The 15,413-nt window shown below is 64.7% G+C and carries 20 protein-coding genes; 5 read left to right on the forward strand and 15 right to left on the reverse strand.

Features of this window, described 5'->3' with window-relative positions; genetic code table 11:
- Positions 1 to 6: 6 nt before the first annotated feature.
- Both ACN9M2_RS11200 and ACN9M2_RS11205 read right to left on the reverse strand, forming a co-directional pair.
- On the reverse strand, positions 7 to 549 hold the full coding sequence (locus ACN9M2_RS11200; protein ID WP_426284824.1) for a cytochrome b: 543 nt from the start codon (positions 547 to 549) through the stop codon (positions 7 to 9).
- Positions 546 to 1,631, reverse strand: a complete 1,086-nt coding sequence (locus ACN9M2_RS11205) for a catalase family peroxidase (protein WP_426284825.1) — start codon at positions 1,629 to 1,631, stop codon at positions 546 to 548. Before ACN9M2_RS11205 ends, ACN9M2_RS11200 begins: the two co-directional genes overlap by 4 nt.
- 134 nt (positions 1,632 to 1,765) lie before the next feature.
- On the opposite strand from ACN9M2_RS11205, the gene ACN9M2_RS11210 reads away from it, so the two are divergent.
- Together ACN9M2_RS11210 and ACN9M2_RS11215 are read left to right on the forward strand one after the other, a co-directional pair.
- Entirely contained in the window at positions 1,766 to 2,278 is a 513-nt protein-coding gene (locus tag ACN9M2_RS11210) for a sigma-70 family RNA polymerase sigma factor (RefSeq protein WP_426284827.1), read from the forward strand.
- Complete coding sequence (locus tag ACN9M2_RS11215; RefSeq protein WP_426284828.1) at positions 2,275 to 3,024, forward strand: anti-sigma factor family protein; 750 nt, start codon at positions 2,275 to 2,277, stop codon at positions 3,022 to 3,024. The genes ACN9M2_RS11210 and ACN9M2_RS11215 overlap by 4 nt, the downstream gene beginning before the upstream one ends.
- Here ACN9M2_RS11215 and lolD read toward each other — a convergent pair.
- The 9 genes from lolD to ACN9M2_RS11260 form a co-directional block, all read right to left on the reverse strand.
- On the reverse strand, positions 3,021 to 3,713 hold the full coding sequence (gene lolD, locus ACN9M2_RS11220; RefSeq protein ID WP_426284829.1) for a lipoprotein-releasing ABC transporter ATP-binding protein LolD: 693 nt from the start codon (positions 3,711 to 3,713) through the stop codon (positions 3,021 to 3,023). The two genes, ACN9M2_RS11215 and lolD, sit on opposite strands and share 4 nt — an antisense overlap.
- A complete protein-coding gene (locus ACN9M2_RS11225) occupies positions 3,706 to 4,947 on the reverse strand; it encodes a lipoprotein-releasing ABC transporter permease subunit (protein ID WP_426284830.1) in 1,242 nt (413 codons plus the stop codon). Before ACN9M2_RS11225 ends, lolD begins: the two co-directional genes overlap by 8 nt.
- Positions 4,948 to 5,071: 124 nt before the next feature.
- Positions 5,072 to 5,488 carry a hypothetical protein gene (locus ACN9M2_RS11230; protein WP_426284831.1) on the reverse strand — a complete coding sequence of 139 codons (417 nt, stop codon included), beginning with the start codon at positions 5,486 to 5,488 and terminating at the stop codon, positions 5,072 to 5,074.
- The gene (locus ACN9M2_RS11235; RefSeq protein WP_426284832.1) at positions 5,460 to 5,708 is read right to left on the reverse strand and encodes a succinate dehydrogenase assembly factor 2; all 249 of its coding nucleotides are present in this window, start codon (positions 5,706 to 5,708) and stop codon (positions 5,460 to 5,462) included. Before ACN9M2_RS11235 ends, ACN9M2_RS11230 begins: the two co-directional genes overlap by 29 nt.
- Positions 5,709 to 5,786: 78 nt before the next feature.
- Positions 5,787 to 6,572 carry a succinate dehydrogenase iron-sulfur subunit gene (locus ACN9M2_RS11240; RefSeq protein WP_371024084.1) on the reverse strand — a complete coding sequence of 262 codons (786 nt, stop codon included), beginning with the start codon at positions 6,570 to 6,572 and terminating at the stop codon, positions 5,787 to 5,789.
- 21 nt (positions 6,573 to 6,593) lie between these two features.
- On the reverse strand, positions 6,594 to 8,378 hold the full coding sequence (gene sdhA, locus ACN9M2_RS11245; RefSeq protein ID WP_426284833.1) for a succinate dehydrogenase flavoprotein subunit: 1,785 nt from the start codon (positions 8,376 to 8,378) through the stop codon (positions 6,594 to 6,596).
- Between the two features lie 3 nt (positions 8,379 to 8,381).
- On the reverse strand, positions 8,382 to 8,768 hold the full coding sequence (gene sdhD / locus ACN9M2_RS11250) for a succinate dehydrogenase, hydrophobic membrane anchor protein (RefSeq protein WP_426284834.1): 387 nt from the start codon (positions 8,766 to 8,768) through the stop codon (positions 8,382 to 8,384).
- Entirely contained in the window at positions 8,765 to 9,157 is a 393-nt protein-coding gene (sdhC, locus tag ACN9M2_RS11255) for a succinate dehydrogenase, cytochrome b556 subunit (RefSeq protein WP_306846493.1), read from the reverse strand. The genes sdhD and sdhC overlap by 4 nt, the downstream gene beginning before the upstream one ends.
- Positions 9,158 to 9,218: 61 nt before the next feature.
- Positions 9,219 to 9,386, reverse strand: coding sequence for a DUF1674 domain-containing protein (locus ACN9M2_RS11260; protein WP_306846491.1), 168 nt, complete (start codon positions 9,384 to 9,386; stop codon positions 9,219 to 9,221).
- Positions 9,387 to 9,513: 127 nt separating this feature from the next.
- Between ACN9M2_RS11260 and ACN9M2_RS11265 the strand changes: the two genes are divergently transcribed.
- Both ACN9M2_RS11265 and ACN9M2_RS11270 read left to right on the forward strand, forming a co-directional pair.
- Positions 9,514 to 10,296, forward strand: coding sequence for a YgfZ/GcvT domain-containing protein (locus ACN9M2_RS11265; RefSeq protein WP_426284835.1), 783 nt, complete (start codon positions 9,514 to 9,516; stop codon positions 10,294 to 10,296).
- A 454-nt stretch (positions 10,297 to 10,750) separates the two neighbouring features.
- Positions 10,751 to 11,185, forward strand: a complete 435-nt coding sequence (locus ACN9M2_RS11270) for a cell wall hydrolase (RefSeq protein ID WP_371024078.1) — start codon at positions 10,751 to 10,753, stop codon at positions 11,183 to 11,185.
- Between the two features lie 316 nt (positions 11,186 to 11,501).
- Here ACN9M2_RS11270 and ACN9M2_RS11275 read toward each other — a convergent pair whose 3' ends face one another.
- Both ACN9M2_RS11275 and ACN9M2_RS11280 read right to left on the reverse strand, forming a co-directional pair.
- A complete protein-coding gene (locus tag ACN9M2_RS11275) occupies positions 11,502 to 11,969 on the reverse strand; it encodes a glycine zipper 2TM domain-containing protein (protein ID WP_426284836.1) in 468 nt (155 codons plus the stop codon).
- A 29-nt stretch (positions 11,970 to 11,998) separates the two neighbouring features.
- Positions 11,999 to 12,601, reverse strand: coding sequence for a glycine zipper 2TM domain-containing protein (locus tag ACN9M2_RS11280; protein ID WP_426284837.1), 603 nt, complete (start codon positions 12,599 to 12,601; stop codon positions 11,999 to 12,001).
- 143 nt (positions 12,602 to 12,744) lie between these two features.
- On the opposite strand from ACN9M2_RS11280, the gene ACN9M2_RS11285 reads away from it, so the two are divergent.
- Positions 12,745 to 13,509 carry a TatD family hydrolase gene (locus tag ACN9M2_RS11285; protein ID WP_426284838.1) on the forward strand — a complete coding sequence of 255 codons (765 nt, stop codon included), beginning with the start codon at positions 12,745 to 12,747 and terminating at the stop codon, positions 13,507 to 13,509.
- A gap of 24 nt (positions 13,510 to 13,533) precedes the next feature.
- On the opposite strand, the gene ACN9M2_RS11290 is transcribed toward ACN9M2_RS11285, so the two are convergent.
- Positions 13,534 to 14,310, reverse strand: coding sequence for a hypothetical protein (locus ACN9M2_RS11290; RefSeq protein WP_426284839.1), 777 nt, complete (start codon positions 14,308 to 14,310; stop codon positions 13,534 to 13,536).
- A gap of 128 nt (positions 14,311 to 14,438) precedes the next feature.
- Positions 14,439 to 15,221: a hypothetical protein gene (locus ACN9M2_RS11295; RefSeq protein WP_426284840.1), complete on the reverse strand. Its 783-nt coding sequence runs from the start codon at positions 15,219 to 15,221 to the stop codon at positions 14,439 to 14,441.
- Between the last annotated feature and the right edge of the window lie 192 nt (positions 15,222 to 15,413).

Raw genomic sequence — 15,413 nt, forward strand, 5'->3', positions numbered from 1 at the left:
AGACGGTCAGGCGGATCGCTTCCCCCCGGTCATCGACTGGAGCACTCCGTCACGACGGATCAACCCGTGCATCAACGCCGCGCCAATGTGCGCGAGGAAGGTCAGGAAGAACAGCCAGGCGAGATAACGATGCGCTTCGCGCAGCCAGGCGAAGAGCGCGGCGTCGGAGGGCAGGATCGGTGGCAGGCGCAAGCCGGCGCCCAGGGTCACCGGATAATTTCCCGCCGACAACATGCCCCAGCCGATCAGCGGCATCGCGATCATCAGCCCGTACAGCAGCCAGTGCGAAGCGTGCGCCGCCAGTTTCTGCCATTCGGGCATATCCGCGGGAAGTGGGGGTGCGGGGTGGGTCAGGCGGAAGCCGAGACGGATCAACGCAAGCACGAAGATGGTGATGCCCAGCGGCTTGTGTATCGCCAACAGCCACGCGTGCCTGGCTTCGACCGAGGTCACCATGCCCGCGCCGACGAACAGCATGGAAAGGATCGCCAGTGCCATCAGCCAGTGCAGTACGCGGGCGAAAGGATGGAAGGTGTCTGCGCGGCTCATGGGTGGTTCTCCTTCGGGCTGGCCGTCCCGGGCAGATGACCTTCTTCGCTGGTGCGCCTGAGGTACGAATCCGCGTATGCCGCGGACCGCGCCACGAGCAGGGGATCGTTCGATACCTCGATGCCGCGCGGCAGGATGGTGGGATCGTAATTGACGTCGCGGCATGGGCCGTCGGCCTGCGCCTCCATGTGATCGATCACGATGGTGCCGGCATCCACGGTTTGCCGGTTGTCCGGCCACACCTTCGTGGCGTCGTCGACCGGATCGCCATCGGCGGCGAACACCATGCGCAGGTGCCAGCGCAACGGGCCTTCGCCAAGCCGCTTCGCGAGGTCCGCGGCCAGGTAATCCGGATCGCCCGCGGCAGGGCCGCCGTCGCCAGCCGGCGGTTGTTCGGGAACGACCTTCCAGCGCACGGCGTGGCGCTGTCCCGCCGCGTCGCGCAGATAAAACGCGTTGATGCTTTCGTACGTCTCGGTCACATAGCTGGCCGAGGGCTTCGCCGTCTTTATCCAGGCAAGGAAGGCCGCCGTCTCCGGATGCGCGGCGAAGAACGCCTTCGGTTTGGCCGGGTCCGGCTTGCCCGTGGCGGGATCGGGATGCGTCGCCACCTGCAGGTCGTAGAAGGCCTGGGCCGTGGACACGGGGAAGACCGGCATGGCGTTCATGCCGGTGCGCCATTGCTCCCCGTCCGCAAGATCGAATCGCAAGGCGAAGCTGCGAATGGGAATGGAACTGTCGGCTGCATAGGGATTCCCGCCCGGAATCGCGAGACGGCCTACGACGGGGGTGTCGCCGGAGGCGAACAAGGGCGCCGTGGAATACGCGGCCAGTGCGCCGCTCGACTCGAAACGGCCGGTCACGCAGATCCCCTTGGCGTGGTTGCGACGGTAGCCGGGGTACTCACCGCCATTGGCCTGTATCGCATCGATGACCCGCTTCGGGGTCAGGCGCCCTGGCGCCAGCCATCCACCGACATAACCGAAGGCGGCGGCGAAGCCGGCCACGACCAGTCCAATCAGTGCCCATCGCCAGGCGGCATGTGCCGGGGGGTGCCGCGTCTCGGGTTCTTGCATTGTCATCTCTCCGACCGGTGGGGTATTCGGGGTGGCATTGCAGGGTGGGACGTACGTCAGGGTCTTTTATTCCCGACGAGGGAATAATTCGTTCCAGTGGACGTCCCACGTCCAACCATCCCCCCCGGTACGGGACCCGCATGTCCGATCCAGGAATCGACGAAGCCCTGCGCACGATGCTGCCGCGCCTGCGGCGCTTCGCGCTGTGGCTCGCCCGCGATTCGAGCGCGGCGGACGACCTGGTCCAGTCCACGATCGAACGGGCATTGACCCGATGGCACACCCGGCGCGACGACCAGAGTCTGCGCGCCTGGCTGTTTTCGATCTTGTACCGGCTCTTCCTCGACGGCAAGCGCCGCGCCGGCCGCTATGCCAGGCTGCTCGGTTCGCTGGCGCACGAGGAAGCCAGCTGGCCCTCCGCCGAACGCGTCGCCACGGCCCATTCCACCCTGGCCGCATTCGCCGGGCTGCCGGCGGAACAACGCAGCCTCCTGATCTGGATCACCGTCGAGGGCATGAGTTACCAGGAGGTCGCCGACATCCTGCAGGTCCCCATCGGCACGGTGATGTCCCGTCTCTCCCGCGCCCGCCGCACCTTGCGCCGGCTGGGCGAAGGCGAGGTACGGCCCCCTTCCCTGCGGCTCTTGAAATGAACACCACACCTCCGAGCGAACACGATATTCACGCCTACGTGGACGGGCACCTGGACGGACCGCGTCGCGGCGAGGTCGAGCGCTACCTCGCCCGGCACCCCGACGAGGCCGACGAGGTCCAGGGCTGGCGGCAGGACGCCCAGCAGCTGCGAGCCCTGCTCGCTGGCGACCTTTCGGAGACTCCAGCCCCGTTGGACCCTGCCGAGATCCGTGCCCGGGCGCGGCACCGCCATGCGGTCCGCTGGGCCACCGCCGCGAGCCTGCTGCTTTGCCTGATCGTGGGCGGCCTGGGCGGCTGGGCCGCGCGCGGCATGGGCACGGGAAACGCCCCCATGGCCGACGCCATGCAGGCCTATCGCCTTCTCGCGCTCGACCACGGCGTAGGCATGGACATCACCACCGGGAACGAAGGCGACTTGCGGGCGTGGCTTTCCGGTCGCGTGGGCTCGAACGTGCGCCTGCCGGACCTCGCCGATGCGGGCTTCCGTCCCATGGGAGGGCGGCTCTTCGCCACCGACCAGGGACCGGCGGCGATGGTGCTCTACGACGATGGAAACGGCCACACGGTGAGTTTCTACGTGCGCCCGCCCGGCCCGGCGCGGCACCTGCTACCGCGTGGCAGCCGCGAAGACAGCGGCCTGCTGGCGAACTACTGGTCCGACGGGGGTCACAACTACGCCGTCGTGGCCATGGCCGACAGTGCGGGCCGCTCGGCCGCCGAGCGCGTGGTGGGCAGGTCGATCTAGCGCTCGTGTAACTCGCCCGAGTGCAGCTCTAGCGTGCGGTCCATGCGACCTGCCAGGCGCGAATCGTGCGTGACCAGCACGAAGCTGGTGCCGATCTCCCGGTTGAGCTCGATCATCAACTCATAGACATGGGCCGCGTTGGCTTCGTCGAGGTTGCCGGTGGGTTCGTCGCCGAGCACGCAGGCCGGGCGGGTGACCAGCGCGCGCGCGACCGCGCAACGCTGGCGCTCGCCGCCCGACATCTCGGCGGGGCGGTGGCGCAGACGCGCCCCGAGTCCCACGCGTTCGAGTAGCGCGGTGGCCTCTTTCTGCGCCTGCCCGATCGAGACGCCGCGGATCAACAGCGGCATGCATACGTTTTCCAGCGCCGTGAACTCGGGCAGGAGGTGATGGAACTGGTAGATGAAGCCCAGCGAGCGATTGCGCTCGCGGCCACGCTCGGCATCCGAGAGTTCGGAGAGGACGCGGCCGTTCACCTCGACCTTGCCCGCGCTCAACGTGTCCAGGCCACCGATGATGTGCAGCAGGGTCGACTTTCCCGACCCCGACGCACCCACGATGGACATGGTCTCGCCGCGGCGCAGGGCGAAGTTCACGTTGGACAGGACGCCCGTGCGCAGGTCGCCCTCCTCGTAGACCTTGGCGACGCCGATGGCGCGCAGCACGATGTCGTCGTTCGGCTTATTCATAACGGAGTGCCTGGGCGGGCTGCGTGCGCGAGGCGCGCCACGCCGGATACAAGGTGGCCAGCAGCGAGAAGGCGAAGGTCACCAGCACCACCCAGCCCACGTCGGACCAGAGCAACTGGCTGGGCAACTCGCTGATGTAATAGACGTCTGGCGAGAGGAAGGTCTGCCCGGTCACGTGCTCGATCCATTTCACCAGCCCGGGAAGGTTGAACGAGAGCAAGGAGCCGAGCAGCACGCCGAGCCCGATGCCCACGATACCCACCAGCAAGCCCTGCACCATGAACATGCCCATGATGCTGCGCGGCGTCGAACCCAGCGTGCGCAGGATGGCGATGTCGGCCTGCTTGTCCGTCACCAGCATCATCAGCATGGAAATGAGGTTGATCACGGCGACGAGGATGATCAGTGAAAGGATGACGAACATCACCGTCTTTTCCATGTCGATCGCGCGGAAGAAGTTGGCGTGGGTATCCATCCATGTCTCGACCCGGTACGACTGGCCGAGCTTGTTGACCAGGTCCTGCGCCACCGGGAAGGCGGCACGCATGTCGTCGAGCTTGAGCCGGATGCCCGTCGGGCCATCGAGTCCGTTGAGGCGCTGCGCGTCCTGGATGTCGATCAGCGCGAGGTTCGCGTCGTATTCCTGCATGCCCAGTTCGAAGATGCCGCTGACCGTGAAGCTGCGCAGCTTCGGCACGGCGCCCATGGGCGTGGCCGTGAACTGGGGTACCACGACGGTGACCTTGTCGCCCACGCTGACGCCCAGCGCGAGGGCCAGCTCGCGGCCCACGATGATCTTCCAGCCGCGATCGGTGAGATCGCTCATCTTGCCTTCGACCATGTGCTTGTCGATGTCGGAGACGTTCGGCTCCATCGACGGCAGGATGCCGCGGATGATGGCGCCACTGGGCCGCTTGGCCTGCAGGAAGGCCTGGATCTCCACGTAAGGCGCGGCGCCGCGCACGTGCTTGGTGGCTTCGGCGGTCTTCACCGCCCTCTGCCAATCCTGCACGGTTTCATCGATGCCGGACACGGTCACATGGGACACGGCGCCGAGGATGCGGTTGCGCAATTCGCTGTCGAAGCCGTTCATCACCGACATCACGGTGATGAGCGCGGTCACGCTGATCGCGATGCAGACGATCGAGACCGTGGAAATGAAGGAAATGAACTGGTTGCGGCGCTTCGCGCGGGTGTAGCGCAAACCAATGAAGAGCTCGAGGGGTCTGAACATACCGGTCGACAACAGCCTTTGGTGAGTGGGCCGCCACGAAAGGCATGCACCGCGCGGCAGAGTGCCCGATGCGGACGGTCGGGGCAAGCCAGGGCCTCGCGTCCAGACAGCGAGGCTTTGGGTTTCAGGGGGCTTGCCGGGTAGAAAGACGGGCCCGCAGGAGGCGCAGATCGTCGGCCGGCGCGTTGTCGGGAAGCAAGGCCACCCGCCCTTCGCCATCGCGCCAGCGAAGGTGCAGGAAAACCGACGTGCCGAATATCCGTGCGTCTTTCAGGTCCGCTGGCCGCTCGCCGCCACCGCGCACGCGCACCGACCAGGCATCGTCGAGGGTCCAGCGCAAGGAGACGATGGCCGATCGCCGGAACGACATGATTCGCCAGCATCCGTGCCATGCGATGGCGGCGGCGGCCATCCAGGCGATCGTCCGGGGCAATCCGGTGAACAAGGGGGCCATCGTGGCCAGCGCCACGATGCCCGCCCCGAAACGGCTCAACGTGGCCGACGGCCGTATGTCAAAGCCGGTACCTGGAGCGGATGTCATCGATGATCGCCTGCCAGTCGTCGCGGGGAGCGCGGGCATGGCCCATCACCCAATCCCAGAGATCGGGATCCTGCACGTCCAGCAGTTCGTCGAATGCCAGCCGCGTGGCTTCGTCCGCGTCGGCGAAGCGCTCGTCGAGCCATCCACCGAACAGTCGATCGAGTTCACGCGTACCCCGGCGGGTACGCCAGCGCAAGCGTTTGAGGCGGGCTTCTTCCATACCGATCACCGAAATCACTGTGGGCGCGAACCCACCCTGGTGGGAGCTTCCATCGAGCGGAGCTCCATCAGGCCGGGGTCAGGCCGAGCGACGCTGCACGATCAGCTTCTTGATCTCCGCGATCGCCTTCGCCGGGTTGAGACCCTTCGGACAGGTGCGCGCGCAGTTCATGATCGTGTGGCAACGGTAGAGCTTGAACGGATCTTCCAGGTCATCCAGGCGGGCACCGGTGTCCTCGTCGCGGCTGTCGACGATCCAGCGGTAGGCCTGCAGGAGGATCGCCGGACCGAGGTAACGGTCGCCGTTCCACCAGTAGCTCGGGCACGAGGTCGAGCAACAGGCACAGAGGATGCACTCGTAGAGACCGTCGAGCTTCTTGCGATCTTCCGGCGACTGCAGGCGCTCCTTGTCGGCAGGCGCCGGGCTCTGCGTGCGCATCCACGGCTTGATCGAGGCGAACTGCGCGTAGAAATGGGTGAGATCGGGAACGAGGTCCTTCACCACCGGCATGTGCGGCAACGGGTAGATGTTGACCGTGCCACTACCGCAATCCTCGATGGCCTTGGTGCATGCCAGCGTGTTGGTGCCGTCGATATTCATCGCGCACGACCCGCAGATGCCTTCGCGGCACGAGCGGCGCAGCGAGAGCGTCGAGTCGATTTCGTTCTTGATCTTCAGCAGGGCGTCGAGAACCATCGGGCCACACGCGTCGAGATCGACTTCGTACGTGTCGGTGCGCGGGTTCTGGCCGTCATCCGGCGTCCAGCGATAGACCTTGAAGGTGCGCACGTTCTTCGCGCCCTTCGCCGGGAAATGCTTGCCGGCCTGGATCTTGGAATTCTTGGGTAGCGTGAACTCTGCCACGATTGCCTCTCCGGTCCGGTATCAGTAAACGCGCTTTTTCGGCGGCACGACTTCGACATCGTCCGTCAGGGTGTACATGTGCACCGGGCGGAAGTCGAAGCTGGACTGGCCGGCCTCGTCGATCCACACCAGCGTGTGCTTCTGCCAGTCGTGGTCGTCGCGATCGGGGAAGTCCTCGCGTGCATGGGCGCCACGGCTTTCCGGACGCTGTTCCGCCGAATGCATGGTGGCCACCGCCTGCGCGAGCAGGTTGGACAATTCCAGCGTCTCGATGAGGTCGGAATTCCAGACCATCGAGCGATCGCTGACCTTGACGTCCTTGAACGAGTCGTAGACCGAGGAGATCTTCGCCTTGCCTTCCCTCAGGGTCTCGCCCGTACGGAACACCGCGGCGTCGGACTGCATGGTCTTCTGCATCTCGGCGCGGATCTGCGCGGTCGGCGTACCGCCATTGGCGTGACGCAGCGAGTCGAAGCGGCCCAGAACCTTGTCCAGCGCATTGGCCGGGAGATCCTTGTGCGGCGTGTCCGGCTTGATCAGCTCGGCGCAACGATGGGCGACGGCGCGGCCGAATACCACCAGGTCGAGCAGCGAGTTCGAGCCCAGGCGGTTGGCGCCGTGCACCGATACGCAAGCGGCTTCGCCGATCGCGAACAGGCCCGGAACGATCGAATCCGGATCGTCGTCGCGCTTGGTGACCACTTCGCCGTGATAGTTGGTCGGGATGCCGCCCATGTTGTAGTGGACGGTCGGCAGGACCGGGATCGGCTCCTTGGTGACGTCGACGCCCGCGAAGATGCGCGCGGACTCGGCGATGCCCGGCAAGCGCTCGCCGATGACCTCGGGACCCAGGTGCATCAGGTTGAGGTGGATGTGGTCCTTGTTCGGGCCCACGCCACGGCCTTCGCGGATCTCGATGGTCATCGCGCGGCTGACGACGTCGCGCGAGGCGAGATCCTTCGCGTTCGGCGCGTAGCGCTCCATGAAGCGCTCGCCCTCGGAGTTGGTGAGATAGCCACCTTCGCCACGGACGCCTTCGGTGATCAGGCAGCCGGCGCCGTAGATGCCGGTCGGATGGAACTGCACGAACTCCATGTCCTGCAGCGGCAGGCCGGCGCGCAGCACCATGCCGCCGCCGTCGCCCGTGCAGGTATGCGCCGAGGTGGCGCTGAAGTAGGCGCGGCCGTAACCACCGGTCGCCATCACCACCGCGTGACCACGGAACAGGTGCAACGTGCCCTCGTTCATGTCGAGCGCGAGCACGCCCACGCACTTGCCATCCTCGAAGACGAGGTCGATGGCGAAGTACTCGATGAAGAACGTGGCGTCGTGCGCGAGCGCCTGCTGGTACAGCGTGTGCAGGATGGCGTGGCCGGTGCGATCCGCCGCGGCGCAGGTGCGCTGCGCGGTGCCCTGGCCGTAGTGCGTGGTCATGCCGCCGAACGGACGCTGGTAGATCTTGCCTTCCTCGGTACGCGAGAACGGCACGCCGTAATGTTCGAGCTCGATGATGGCCGGGATGGCCTCACGGCACATGTACTCGATCGCGTCCTGGTCGCCGAGCCAGTCGGAACCCTTGATCGTGTCGTAGAAATGAAAGCGCCAGTCGTCCTCGCCCATGTTGCCGAGCGCGGCCGAGATGCCGCCCTGCGCCGCCACCGTGTGCGAACGGGTCGGGAAGACCTTCGTGATGCAGGCGGCCTTGAGACCCTTCTCGGCGAGACCGAAGGTGGCGCGCAAGCCAGCGCCACCGGCGCCGACCACGATCACGTCATACTTGTGTTGTTGAACCTTGTAGGATTCCATCGATCAGCTTCCGAGCGCGACGCGCAACACGGCCAGTACGCCCGTGAGCGTGGCGAGTACGGCGATGAACTTGATGACGACCAGCGAGGCCACTTCGAGCCAGCGGGTATGGACGTAGTCTTCGATCACGACCTGCAGGCCGAGGACGGCGTGCCGGAACATCGTGATGATGAGCGCGATGAGCAGCACCGCGTTCCAGGGTTTCGCCAGCGTGGCACGGGCCGTACCGAAATCGGCGTGCGCCAGGCTCACCACGGTGAAGACGAACCAGAGCGTGAGGAAGATCAGGCCGAGCGCGGTGACGCGCTGGAGCATCCAGTGGCTGACGCCTTCCTTTGCCGATCCGAGGCCGCGGGCGCGGGCGAGCGGGTTGCGCAGGTCCTTGTTCATGCCTGGGCTCCCAGCAGTACGTAACCCCAGACCAGGGCGGTCAGCACGATCGCGCCGACGATGGAAAGCCAGCTTGAGCGAACGAACGATTCGATCGCATAGCCGGCGCCGGTGTCCTGCACGAGATGACGGATGCCATTGCACAAGTGGTAGAAGAAGTTCAGCGTCCAACCGACCATGACGACCGTTCCGAACGGACTGCCGGCCACGCTGGTAAAGGTTCCGAAGGCTTCCGGGCCGGCGGCGATGGAGGCGAGCCCCCAGACGATGATGAGGCTACCGACGGCATTGAGGATGCCGGTGACACGATGCAGGATGGACGAAACCATCTGCACTTGCCACTTGTAGACCTGGAGATGCGGTGAGAGCGGTCGTCCCGTTTGTGCCATGGCGGCTATCCTGGATTGGAATCGCTAGATGCCCGACAGCCTCCCCCTCGCCTTCCGGTCGTCAGAAGTCGATGCAGCGTCCGTTCTTTTCCCAATCGCCGTAACGCGTGGGGTCCAAGGGCGCTTTTTCGACCCCGGGTCCGCCGTTCGTGGGGGCGATCGGCGTGACGAGCGGCTTCGCCGGAGCGGAATCGTTCGCGTCCTGGGGTTCGGAGGGATTGTCGGACATGGTTATAAAGCCCTAAAAGCGTAATACCTGTGCAACGGCAGCACAACCTTGACGAAAGCCGCAAGGCTTGGTTTGGCCAAGGCTGGACCGTATATCTTACCCCTCCACCCTGCCTTGCGCCTCCCCCATGCCGAGCCGTACCACTCGAACCATCACCCTCGCCGGCCCCGATGCCGGTGCGTTCGCCAACGCCCAGTTCAGCAGCGATGTCCTGGCGCTCGCGACCGGACGCTGGCAGTGGAGCGGCTGGCTGGACCCCAAGGGACGAGTGCGCGCGCTGCTGCAGATCGCCCGCCTCGCCGACGATCGCTACGTCGTCATGCCGCGAGGCGGCGATGCGTCATCGCTTGCCGCGGACCTGAAGCGCTTCGTCTTTCGTTCGAAGGTGAAGATCGATGTGTCCGGCGAACTGCGCGTGTCCGATGGCACGGCCGTTGCCGATGGCGATGCATACGAGGAAGACGACACGCTGGTATGGGGCGAAGGCGACGCGTCGTTGCGCATCGGAATGCACGAGGGTGACGACGCGTGGATCGCGCGACACATCGACAAGGGTTTCGCATGGCTTCCCGAGCAAGCGCTGGGTATGTTGCTTCCGCCCGCGTTATCGATGGAACGACTCGATGCCGTGGCGTTCGACAAGGGTTGTTTTCCCGGGCAGGAAATCGCCGCGAGGCTGCATTTTCTCGGCGGTCACAAACGCCACCTGCGTATCGTACGTAGTGATGCTGCACTGCAAGAAGGACATTCACTACACGTTGACGGACGTGACGTGGGCATCGTGTTGATGCACAACATGTACTCGTCTTCGCCTACATCACTAGTTGTACTGGACGACACGATGTCGCAGGCGGAGACTCTTGAATCGCAGGGTATACAACTACATGTCTTATCAACGTTTGCCGAATGAACGTGCGATAACGTCGTAAAAAAATGTTCATGTACGTGTGTGAGTCGAAGCTGAACCACACCACTCGCGCACTTGCGCAAATCGACACGCGCCACTAGGCTCCGCCGATCCATTTGCGTGGCCGTGCTATCACCGCACGGTTACACCCGCGACGATCCGTCGACGATGACGGTTCTGGCGCGACCCGGCCCCCGCCGGAGCACAACGTAACGCGCCTCCCCATGGCGCGTCGTGAGCCGAACTCATTCGGCGACACCCCATACCGGGCGGCTCCGGACAGCCGCCCAGTTAAGTCACAGTGTGTGACGCCCGCGTCATCCGTGTTTCTGCATGTATCGGATGTCGTCGGTTGGTCCAGGTAGTAACGGCCTGCCCGCCCGTCTACCGCTCATACGTCCCCCATGGCTCTTCCAAGGCCGCAAGTGACGGAAAAGCTCGTTGGAGGCAGATACACATGAAACTTTCCGCTTTGCTCTGGATGGCGTCCGTCCTTCCAAGCCACCTCGCCGACCAGACCTGCCTGGCGACGACGGTGTATCTCGAAGCACGCAGTGAACCGACCATCGGCCAGTATGCCGTGGCGGAAGTCGCCCTCCGCCGCCGCGATCGCGGCATGGGTGGCAACAATGTCTGTGAAGTCGTGAAGGCCCCGCGCCAGTTCGCGATCACCACCACGCCGAAGGATTTCGAGGTCAACGATCTCGTCGCGTGGAACAAGGCATGGAAAATCGCCGGCGATTCCATGAACAACTGGAACCTGCCCAAGAGCGAACGCCTCGTTTACGTACCGCAGGCCGATCATTTCGCCACCGTGGCGGTGGCGCCGAGCTGGTCGAGCAGCCGGGTCGTTCGCAAGATAGGCGACCACGCGTTCTACGCCGTCAACTGACGCAGGAACGCGCGGGGGAAAAGAGATCCAGGCGGGCAGCTTGGGATCTCCGGGAAAAGGGGCCCTCGGATGAGGGTCTTTTTTTTGCCTGTAGAAAAGTAAAAGTACTTGCTGGCACTGCTGGCGCCACTGGACTGGTGGGAGCCGACCCTGCCGGCGATGGCGCTTGCGGTAACCTGGCCCACTGCCGCGGGATCGCCGCTGAAGCGGCTCCCACAGGTGGCGATTCCCGCGGGTGACGGCTTTCACTGGTGACGGCGATATAAAAAGCCCGCCATAAGGCGGGCTTTTTATGGACGTCTTTACGGCTGAACGATCAACGCCGGTAAACGCGATCCCCACGGACCTCCACATAATCGCCACGCCGCAGCTGTGGGTCCTCGCGCTGCGTCACCGTGGCCCAGCGGCCGTCGTCGAGGCGGATCCGCACGCGGAACGCCACGTCGTCGGAGCCGTTGCGCTTGCCGACCTGGTTGCCGACGAGGCCACCTACGACGGCGCCACCCACCGTGGCGGCGGAACGACCGTCGCCCTTGCCGATGGTGTTGCCCAGCACGCCACCGGCGACGGCACCGATCACGGCACCCAGGGGCGAGGAATCCCTCTGCACGTAGACCTGCTCGATGTCGTCCACGACACCACACTGCGCACACCCTCGCTCGGCACCGGAATACACCACGCGATCCTCGCGATATGCGCGACGCGGTTGTTCGTAACACGCGGACAACGACAGCGTGGCCAAGGCCACGGCGACGATGCCGATCTTGCGGACGATGCTATGCATGGCTTACGCCCTCGTGAATGGTTCGTGGATCAACGCGCGTCGGATACGACCGACACGCCTTCCTGTACTTCCACGCGATCGCCCGGATCGTGGTCCATGCGCACCGTGCGGGTCACGCCCTTGTACTCATAGCGCACGTCGTAGGCCACGATCTTGTCGCTGCTGCCCGCCGACACGGTGCTGCACTTACGGACCGTGCTGGTCACCGTATTGGTTTCCTGGCGGCGCTCCTGGATCTCGTGGCCTGCATAGCCGCCACCGACCGCACCCGCCACCGTCGCCAGCGTGCGGCCCTTACCGCCACCGATCTGGTTGCCGAGCAAGCCACCGGCCACCGCACCGATGGCGGTACCAGCGATCTGGTGCTGGTCCTTGACCGGGGCACGCCGTGTCACGACCTCGTCATGGCATTCCCGCTGCGGCGCCGACGCCTCCTGGCGAATCGGGTCCACACTGACCACGCGGCCATACTTCGGACCCGGCGGCTCGGGCGCGGGTGCCGGGGCGGTCTCGGGAGCCGGAGCCGGGGCATTCGCGATGTCGGCATTCGCATCGCGGTTGCAGGCGGAAAGGCTCAATACCAGGGCCGCGCCCAAACCAGCGTTCAGGACGGAAATTTTCAACCTGCTCATAACCCTAATCTCCTAACAAAGGTCAGCGACCTCGATGGCGCCGTAGCCCCATCACCCGGAAGTCGCCTCGGTCACATTTGACAGTCGGTAAACTGAACGACGCCTTAGACTCCCTCCACCCTTCATCCCGGCATCACACCGACATGCTCGATCTCGTAGACAGCCACGCCCACCTCGATGACGCCTCGTTCGACGGCGACCGGGGCAGGATGTTCGACCGCTCCGCCGAAGCCGGCGTGCGGCGCTGGGTCGTGCCTGCGATCGATCGCGGAAACTGGGAAGGGGTCGAGCGGCTGGCTTCGTCCCGCCCCGGCGTCTTCCCCGCCTACGGGCTGCATCCACTGTTCCTCGAACACCACCGCGATACCCATCTCGACGAGTTGCCGGACTGGCTGGAGGGTCACGGCGCGGTGGCCGTCGGCGAGATCGGGCTCGATTTCTACGTCGATGGCCTCGACCCCGCGCGCCAGCGCGACCTGTTCGTCCGCCAGTTGCACATCGCGAAGGAACACGACCTGCCCGTCATCGTCCACGCACGCCGCGCCTTCGAGGAAACCATCCACACGCTGCGCCGCATCGGTGGCCTGCGCGGTGTCGTGCACAGTTTCTCCGGCAGCGAGGAGCAGGCACGGCAGCTGTTCGACCTCGGCTTCCACATCGGCATCGGCGGTCCGGTTACATACGACCGCGCCAACCGCATCCGCCGTATCGTCAGCGACATGCCGCTGCAGTGGTTGCTACTGGAAACCGATGCACCCGACCAACCGTGCGCGAACCATCGCGGCGAGCGGAACGAGCCCGCCTACATGCTCGACGTGCTGAAAACGATAGCCGGGCTGCGCGGCGAACCCGAAGTGGATATCGCGACAGCGACCACGGCGAACGCGACGAGTCTGTTTGCGCTGTGAGAAGCTTGCCAACCTCCCGGCTCTTTACTCCGCCCCGGGCGCAAGTGTCTGGTAGACGAGATCGCCATGGGGCTCCCTACCGTTACGACTGGCGCGAATGACGAAGCTGGCACCAGGTGCCCCGTCGCCCACGCCAACCAGGTGGGTGAACGCGGCTATCCCCTCTGAATTGACGGCTTCTTCTATCCAGACTACCGGGTATCCCCCGTAGGTCAGTTGCGAGTGGGTTCCGTTGGGGTCATCGATATGAAACCGCACTGTACCGAACGTTATCGGCTTACCCACCTTGTCCACCAACTGCACGGTCGCCGCGATGACAGCGGCAGTTCCCGCCGTGAAGGACTCGTTACCACCGCTCAAGATATTGATGGCGGTGGGAGTCGCGTCGGAAACCCGTATCGTGAAATCGGCATGGACGTCATCGCCCGCACTTTCGGGCGCCGTTACCCGAATGACAGCGGTTCCCGGAGTCATGCCGGATAACAGCGTGTCCGTCGGCATGACAGCGCCAGAACCGTCCGTCAATCCATAACTATCCTCAACAGGGATTCCCGCCACGATGAAGGCCGTTCCCGTCGGGTTCGCCGAGTCCTTCACGGCAAAACGAACGGCGTGCCCCACGGCCGGCTGGCCCTGCGCGTCAAATGCCATGACAAAAAGCGGGAAGACCACGCTGTCGCGATCCACCGTCCTGTCAAGCTCGCCAAATGCTTGCAATCGCGCCACGGGTTCCTGGCGCCTGCTTCTTTCCCGGCGCTGTTTCTCGATGAGAGCCTGCGAGATGACAACGGGTTCATTCATCTGAAGTGTCCTTATTCAGGAGATGACGGATGTGCAGCGCGGAATCGAGGCAAGTCGCCATCGACCCGCGCAAGAGAGGTCAGAGGTACGAAAGGTCAAGCCCGATCGCCTGCGATCGATAGCAGGGGTCACGTCGCCGGGATGGCAAGCGTCCTGTAGGTGAGATCGTGGTACGGCGCCCTGCCATCGCGGCTCATGCGAATGGCGAAACTCTTGCCCGGCGCGCCGTCACCCACGCTCACGATGCTGTAAAAGCCGACCTTTCCTTCGGAATCGACGGGGACGGCCATCCAAGCCATCGGATTCTCTGGAGACTCCAGCTGGGATTGGGTGCCATTCGGGTCCTCGATGTGAAAGCGTACCGTGCCGTAGGGAATCGGCTTTCCCGCCGCATCCAGCAGCTGAACGATTGCTTCTACGAGAACCTCGGTGCCCACCTGGAACGATTCGTCGCCGCCGCTCAGAATCTTGAATTGCGCCGGTGTCGCATCGGAAACCCGAATCGTGTAGTCCGCATGGATGCCCTCTCCACCACTCAGGGGTGCGGTCGCCCGAACGAACACCACTCCCGGCGACATGCCCGCCCGTAGCGACTCGGTGGGCATGACCACGCCAGCGCTGTCGGTCATGCCATAGCCGGCGGCGGCAGATACACCATCCGCGAGGAACGCCGTGCCCGTGGGATTCGCCGGATCGTCCTCCCGCACGGCGAAGCGAATGACCTGACCCGCCGCGGCCCCGCCCTCTGCCTCGAACGCCGCGACGAAGAGAGGGTAAATATCGATGCCAGGATCGACTGTCCTGTCGGGCGCGGCCAACGCTTCCAACCGTGCCACGGGCATGCGGCCTTCGTGCGTCCGCCGCCACTGCGCCTCAATGAGCTCCTTGGGAATGAGCCTTGCCGTTTTCATCTGACAGTCCTTGTTCAGTAGTTGATGGATCGGGAGAGACCAGATAACGCCCGCAACGACGAAAGAGCAAGGACGGCGAATCGTAGACGCCCTGCTTTCGCTACGTGGTTTCGGCCCCGCCGGTCCTATCCGGCGGATTCACCAGGGCTTTAGCGCAACCCGTGGCTTGCGATCCCCGACGCTGCCGGCAGC

The organism is Luteibacter sp. E-22 (genome assembly GCF_049913125.1).
In the GTDB taxonomy this organism is placed as follows: domain Bacteria; phylum Pseudomonadota; class Gammaproteobacteria; order Xanthomonadales; family Rhodanobacteraceae; genus Luteibacter.

Excerpts from the sequence above, each read along its gene's own strand:
- ACN9M2_RS11200 (WP_426284824.1), bottom strand. The coding sequence starts at position 549 with ATGAGCCGCGCAGACACCTTCCATCCTTTCGCCCGCGTACTGCACTGG.
- ACN9M2_RS11205 (WP_426284825.1), bottom strand. The coding sequence starts at position 1,631 with ATGACAATGCAAGAACCCGAGACGCGGCACCCCCCGGCACATGCCGCC.
- ACN9M2_RS11210 (WP_426284827.1), top strand. The coding sequence starts at position 1,766 with ATGTCCGATCCAGGAATCGACGAAGCCCTGCGCACGATGCTGCCGCGC.
- ACN9M2_RS11215 (WP_426284828.1), top strand. The coding sequence starts at position 2,275 with ATGAACACCACACCTCCGAGCGAACACGATATTCACGCCTACGTGGAC.
- lolD (WP_426284829.1), bottom strand. The coding sequence starts at position 3,713 with ATGAATAAGCCGAACGACGACATCGTGCTGCGCGCCATCGGCGTCGCC.
- ACN9M2_RS11225 (WP_426284830.1), bottom strand. The coding sequence starts at position 4,947 with ATGTTCAGACCCCTCGAGCTCTTCATTGGTTTGCGCTACACCCGCGCG.
- ACN9M2_RS11230 (WP_426284831.1), bottom strand. The coding sequence starts at position 5,488 with ATGACATCCGCTCCAGGTACCGGCTTTGACATACGGCCGTCGGCCACG.
- ACN9M2_RS11235 (WP_426284832.1), bottom strand. The coding sequence starts at position 5,708 with ATGGAAGAAGCCCGCCTCAAACGCTTGCGCTGGCGTACCCGCCGGGGT.
- sdhA (WP_426284833.1), bottom strand. The coding sequence starts at position 8,378 with ATGGAATCCTACAAGGTTCAACAACACAAGTATGACGTGATCGTGGTC.
- sdhD (WP_426284834.1), bottom strand. The coding sequence starts at position 8,768 with ATGAACAAGGACCTGCGCAACCCGCTCGCCCGCGCCCGCGGCCTCGGA.
- sdhC (WP_306846493.1), bottom strand. The coding sequence starts at position 9,157 with ATGGCACAAACGGGACGACCGCTCTCACCGCATCTCCAGGTCTACAAG.
- ACN9M2_RS11260 (WP_306846491.1), bottom strand. The coding sequence starts at position 9,386 with ATGTCCGACAATCCCTCCGAACCCCAGGACGCGAACGATTCCGCTCCG.
- ACN9M2_RS11265 (WP_426284835.1), top strand. The coding sequence starts at position 9,514 with ATGCCGAGCCGTACCACTCGAACCATCACCCTCGCCGGCCCCGATGCC.
- ACN9M2_RS11270 (WP_371024078.1), top strand. The coding sequence starts at position 10,751 with ATGAAACTTTCCGCTTTGCTCTGGATGGCGTCCGTCCTTCCAAGCCAC.
- ACN9M2_RS11275 (WP_426284836.1), bottom strand. The coding sequence starts at position 11,969 with ATGCATAGCATCGTCCGCAAGATCGGCATCGTCGCCGTGGCCTTGGCC.
- ACN9M2_RS11280 (WP_426284837.1), bottom strand. The coding sequence starts at position 12,601 with ATGAGCAGGTTGAAAATTTCCGTCCTGAACGCTGGTTTGGGCGCGGCC.
- ACN9M2_RS11285 (WP_426284838.1), top strand. The coding sequence starts at position 12,745 with ATGCTCGATCTCGTAGACAGCCACGCCCACCTCGATGACGCCTCGTTC.
- ACN9M2_RS11290 (WP_426284839.1), bottom strand. The coding sequence starts at position 14,310 with ATGAATGAACCCGTTGTCATCTCGCAGGCTCTCATCGAGAAACAGCGC.
- ACN9M2_RS11295 (WP_426284840.1), bottom strand. The coding sequence starts at position 15,221 with ATGAAAACGGCAAGGCTCATTCCCAAGGAGCTCATTGAGGCGCAGTGG.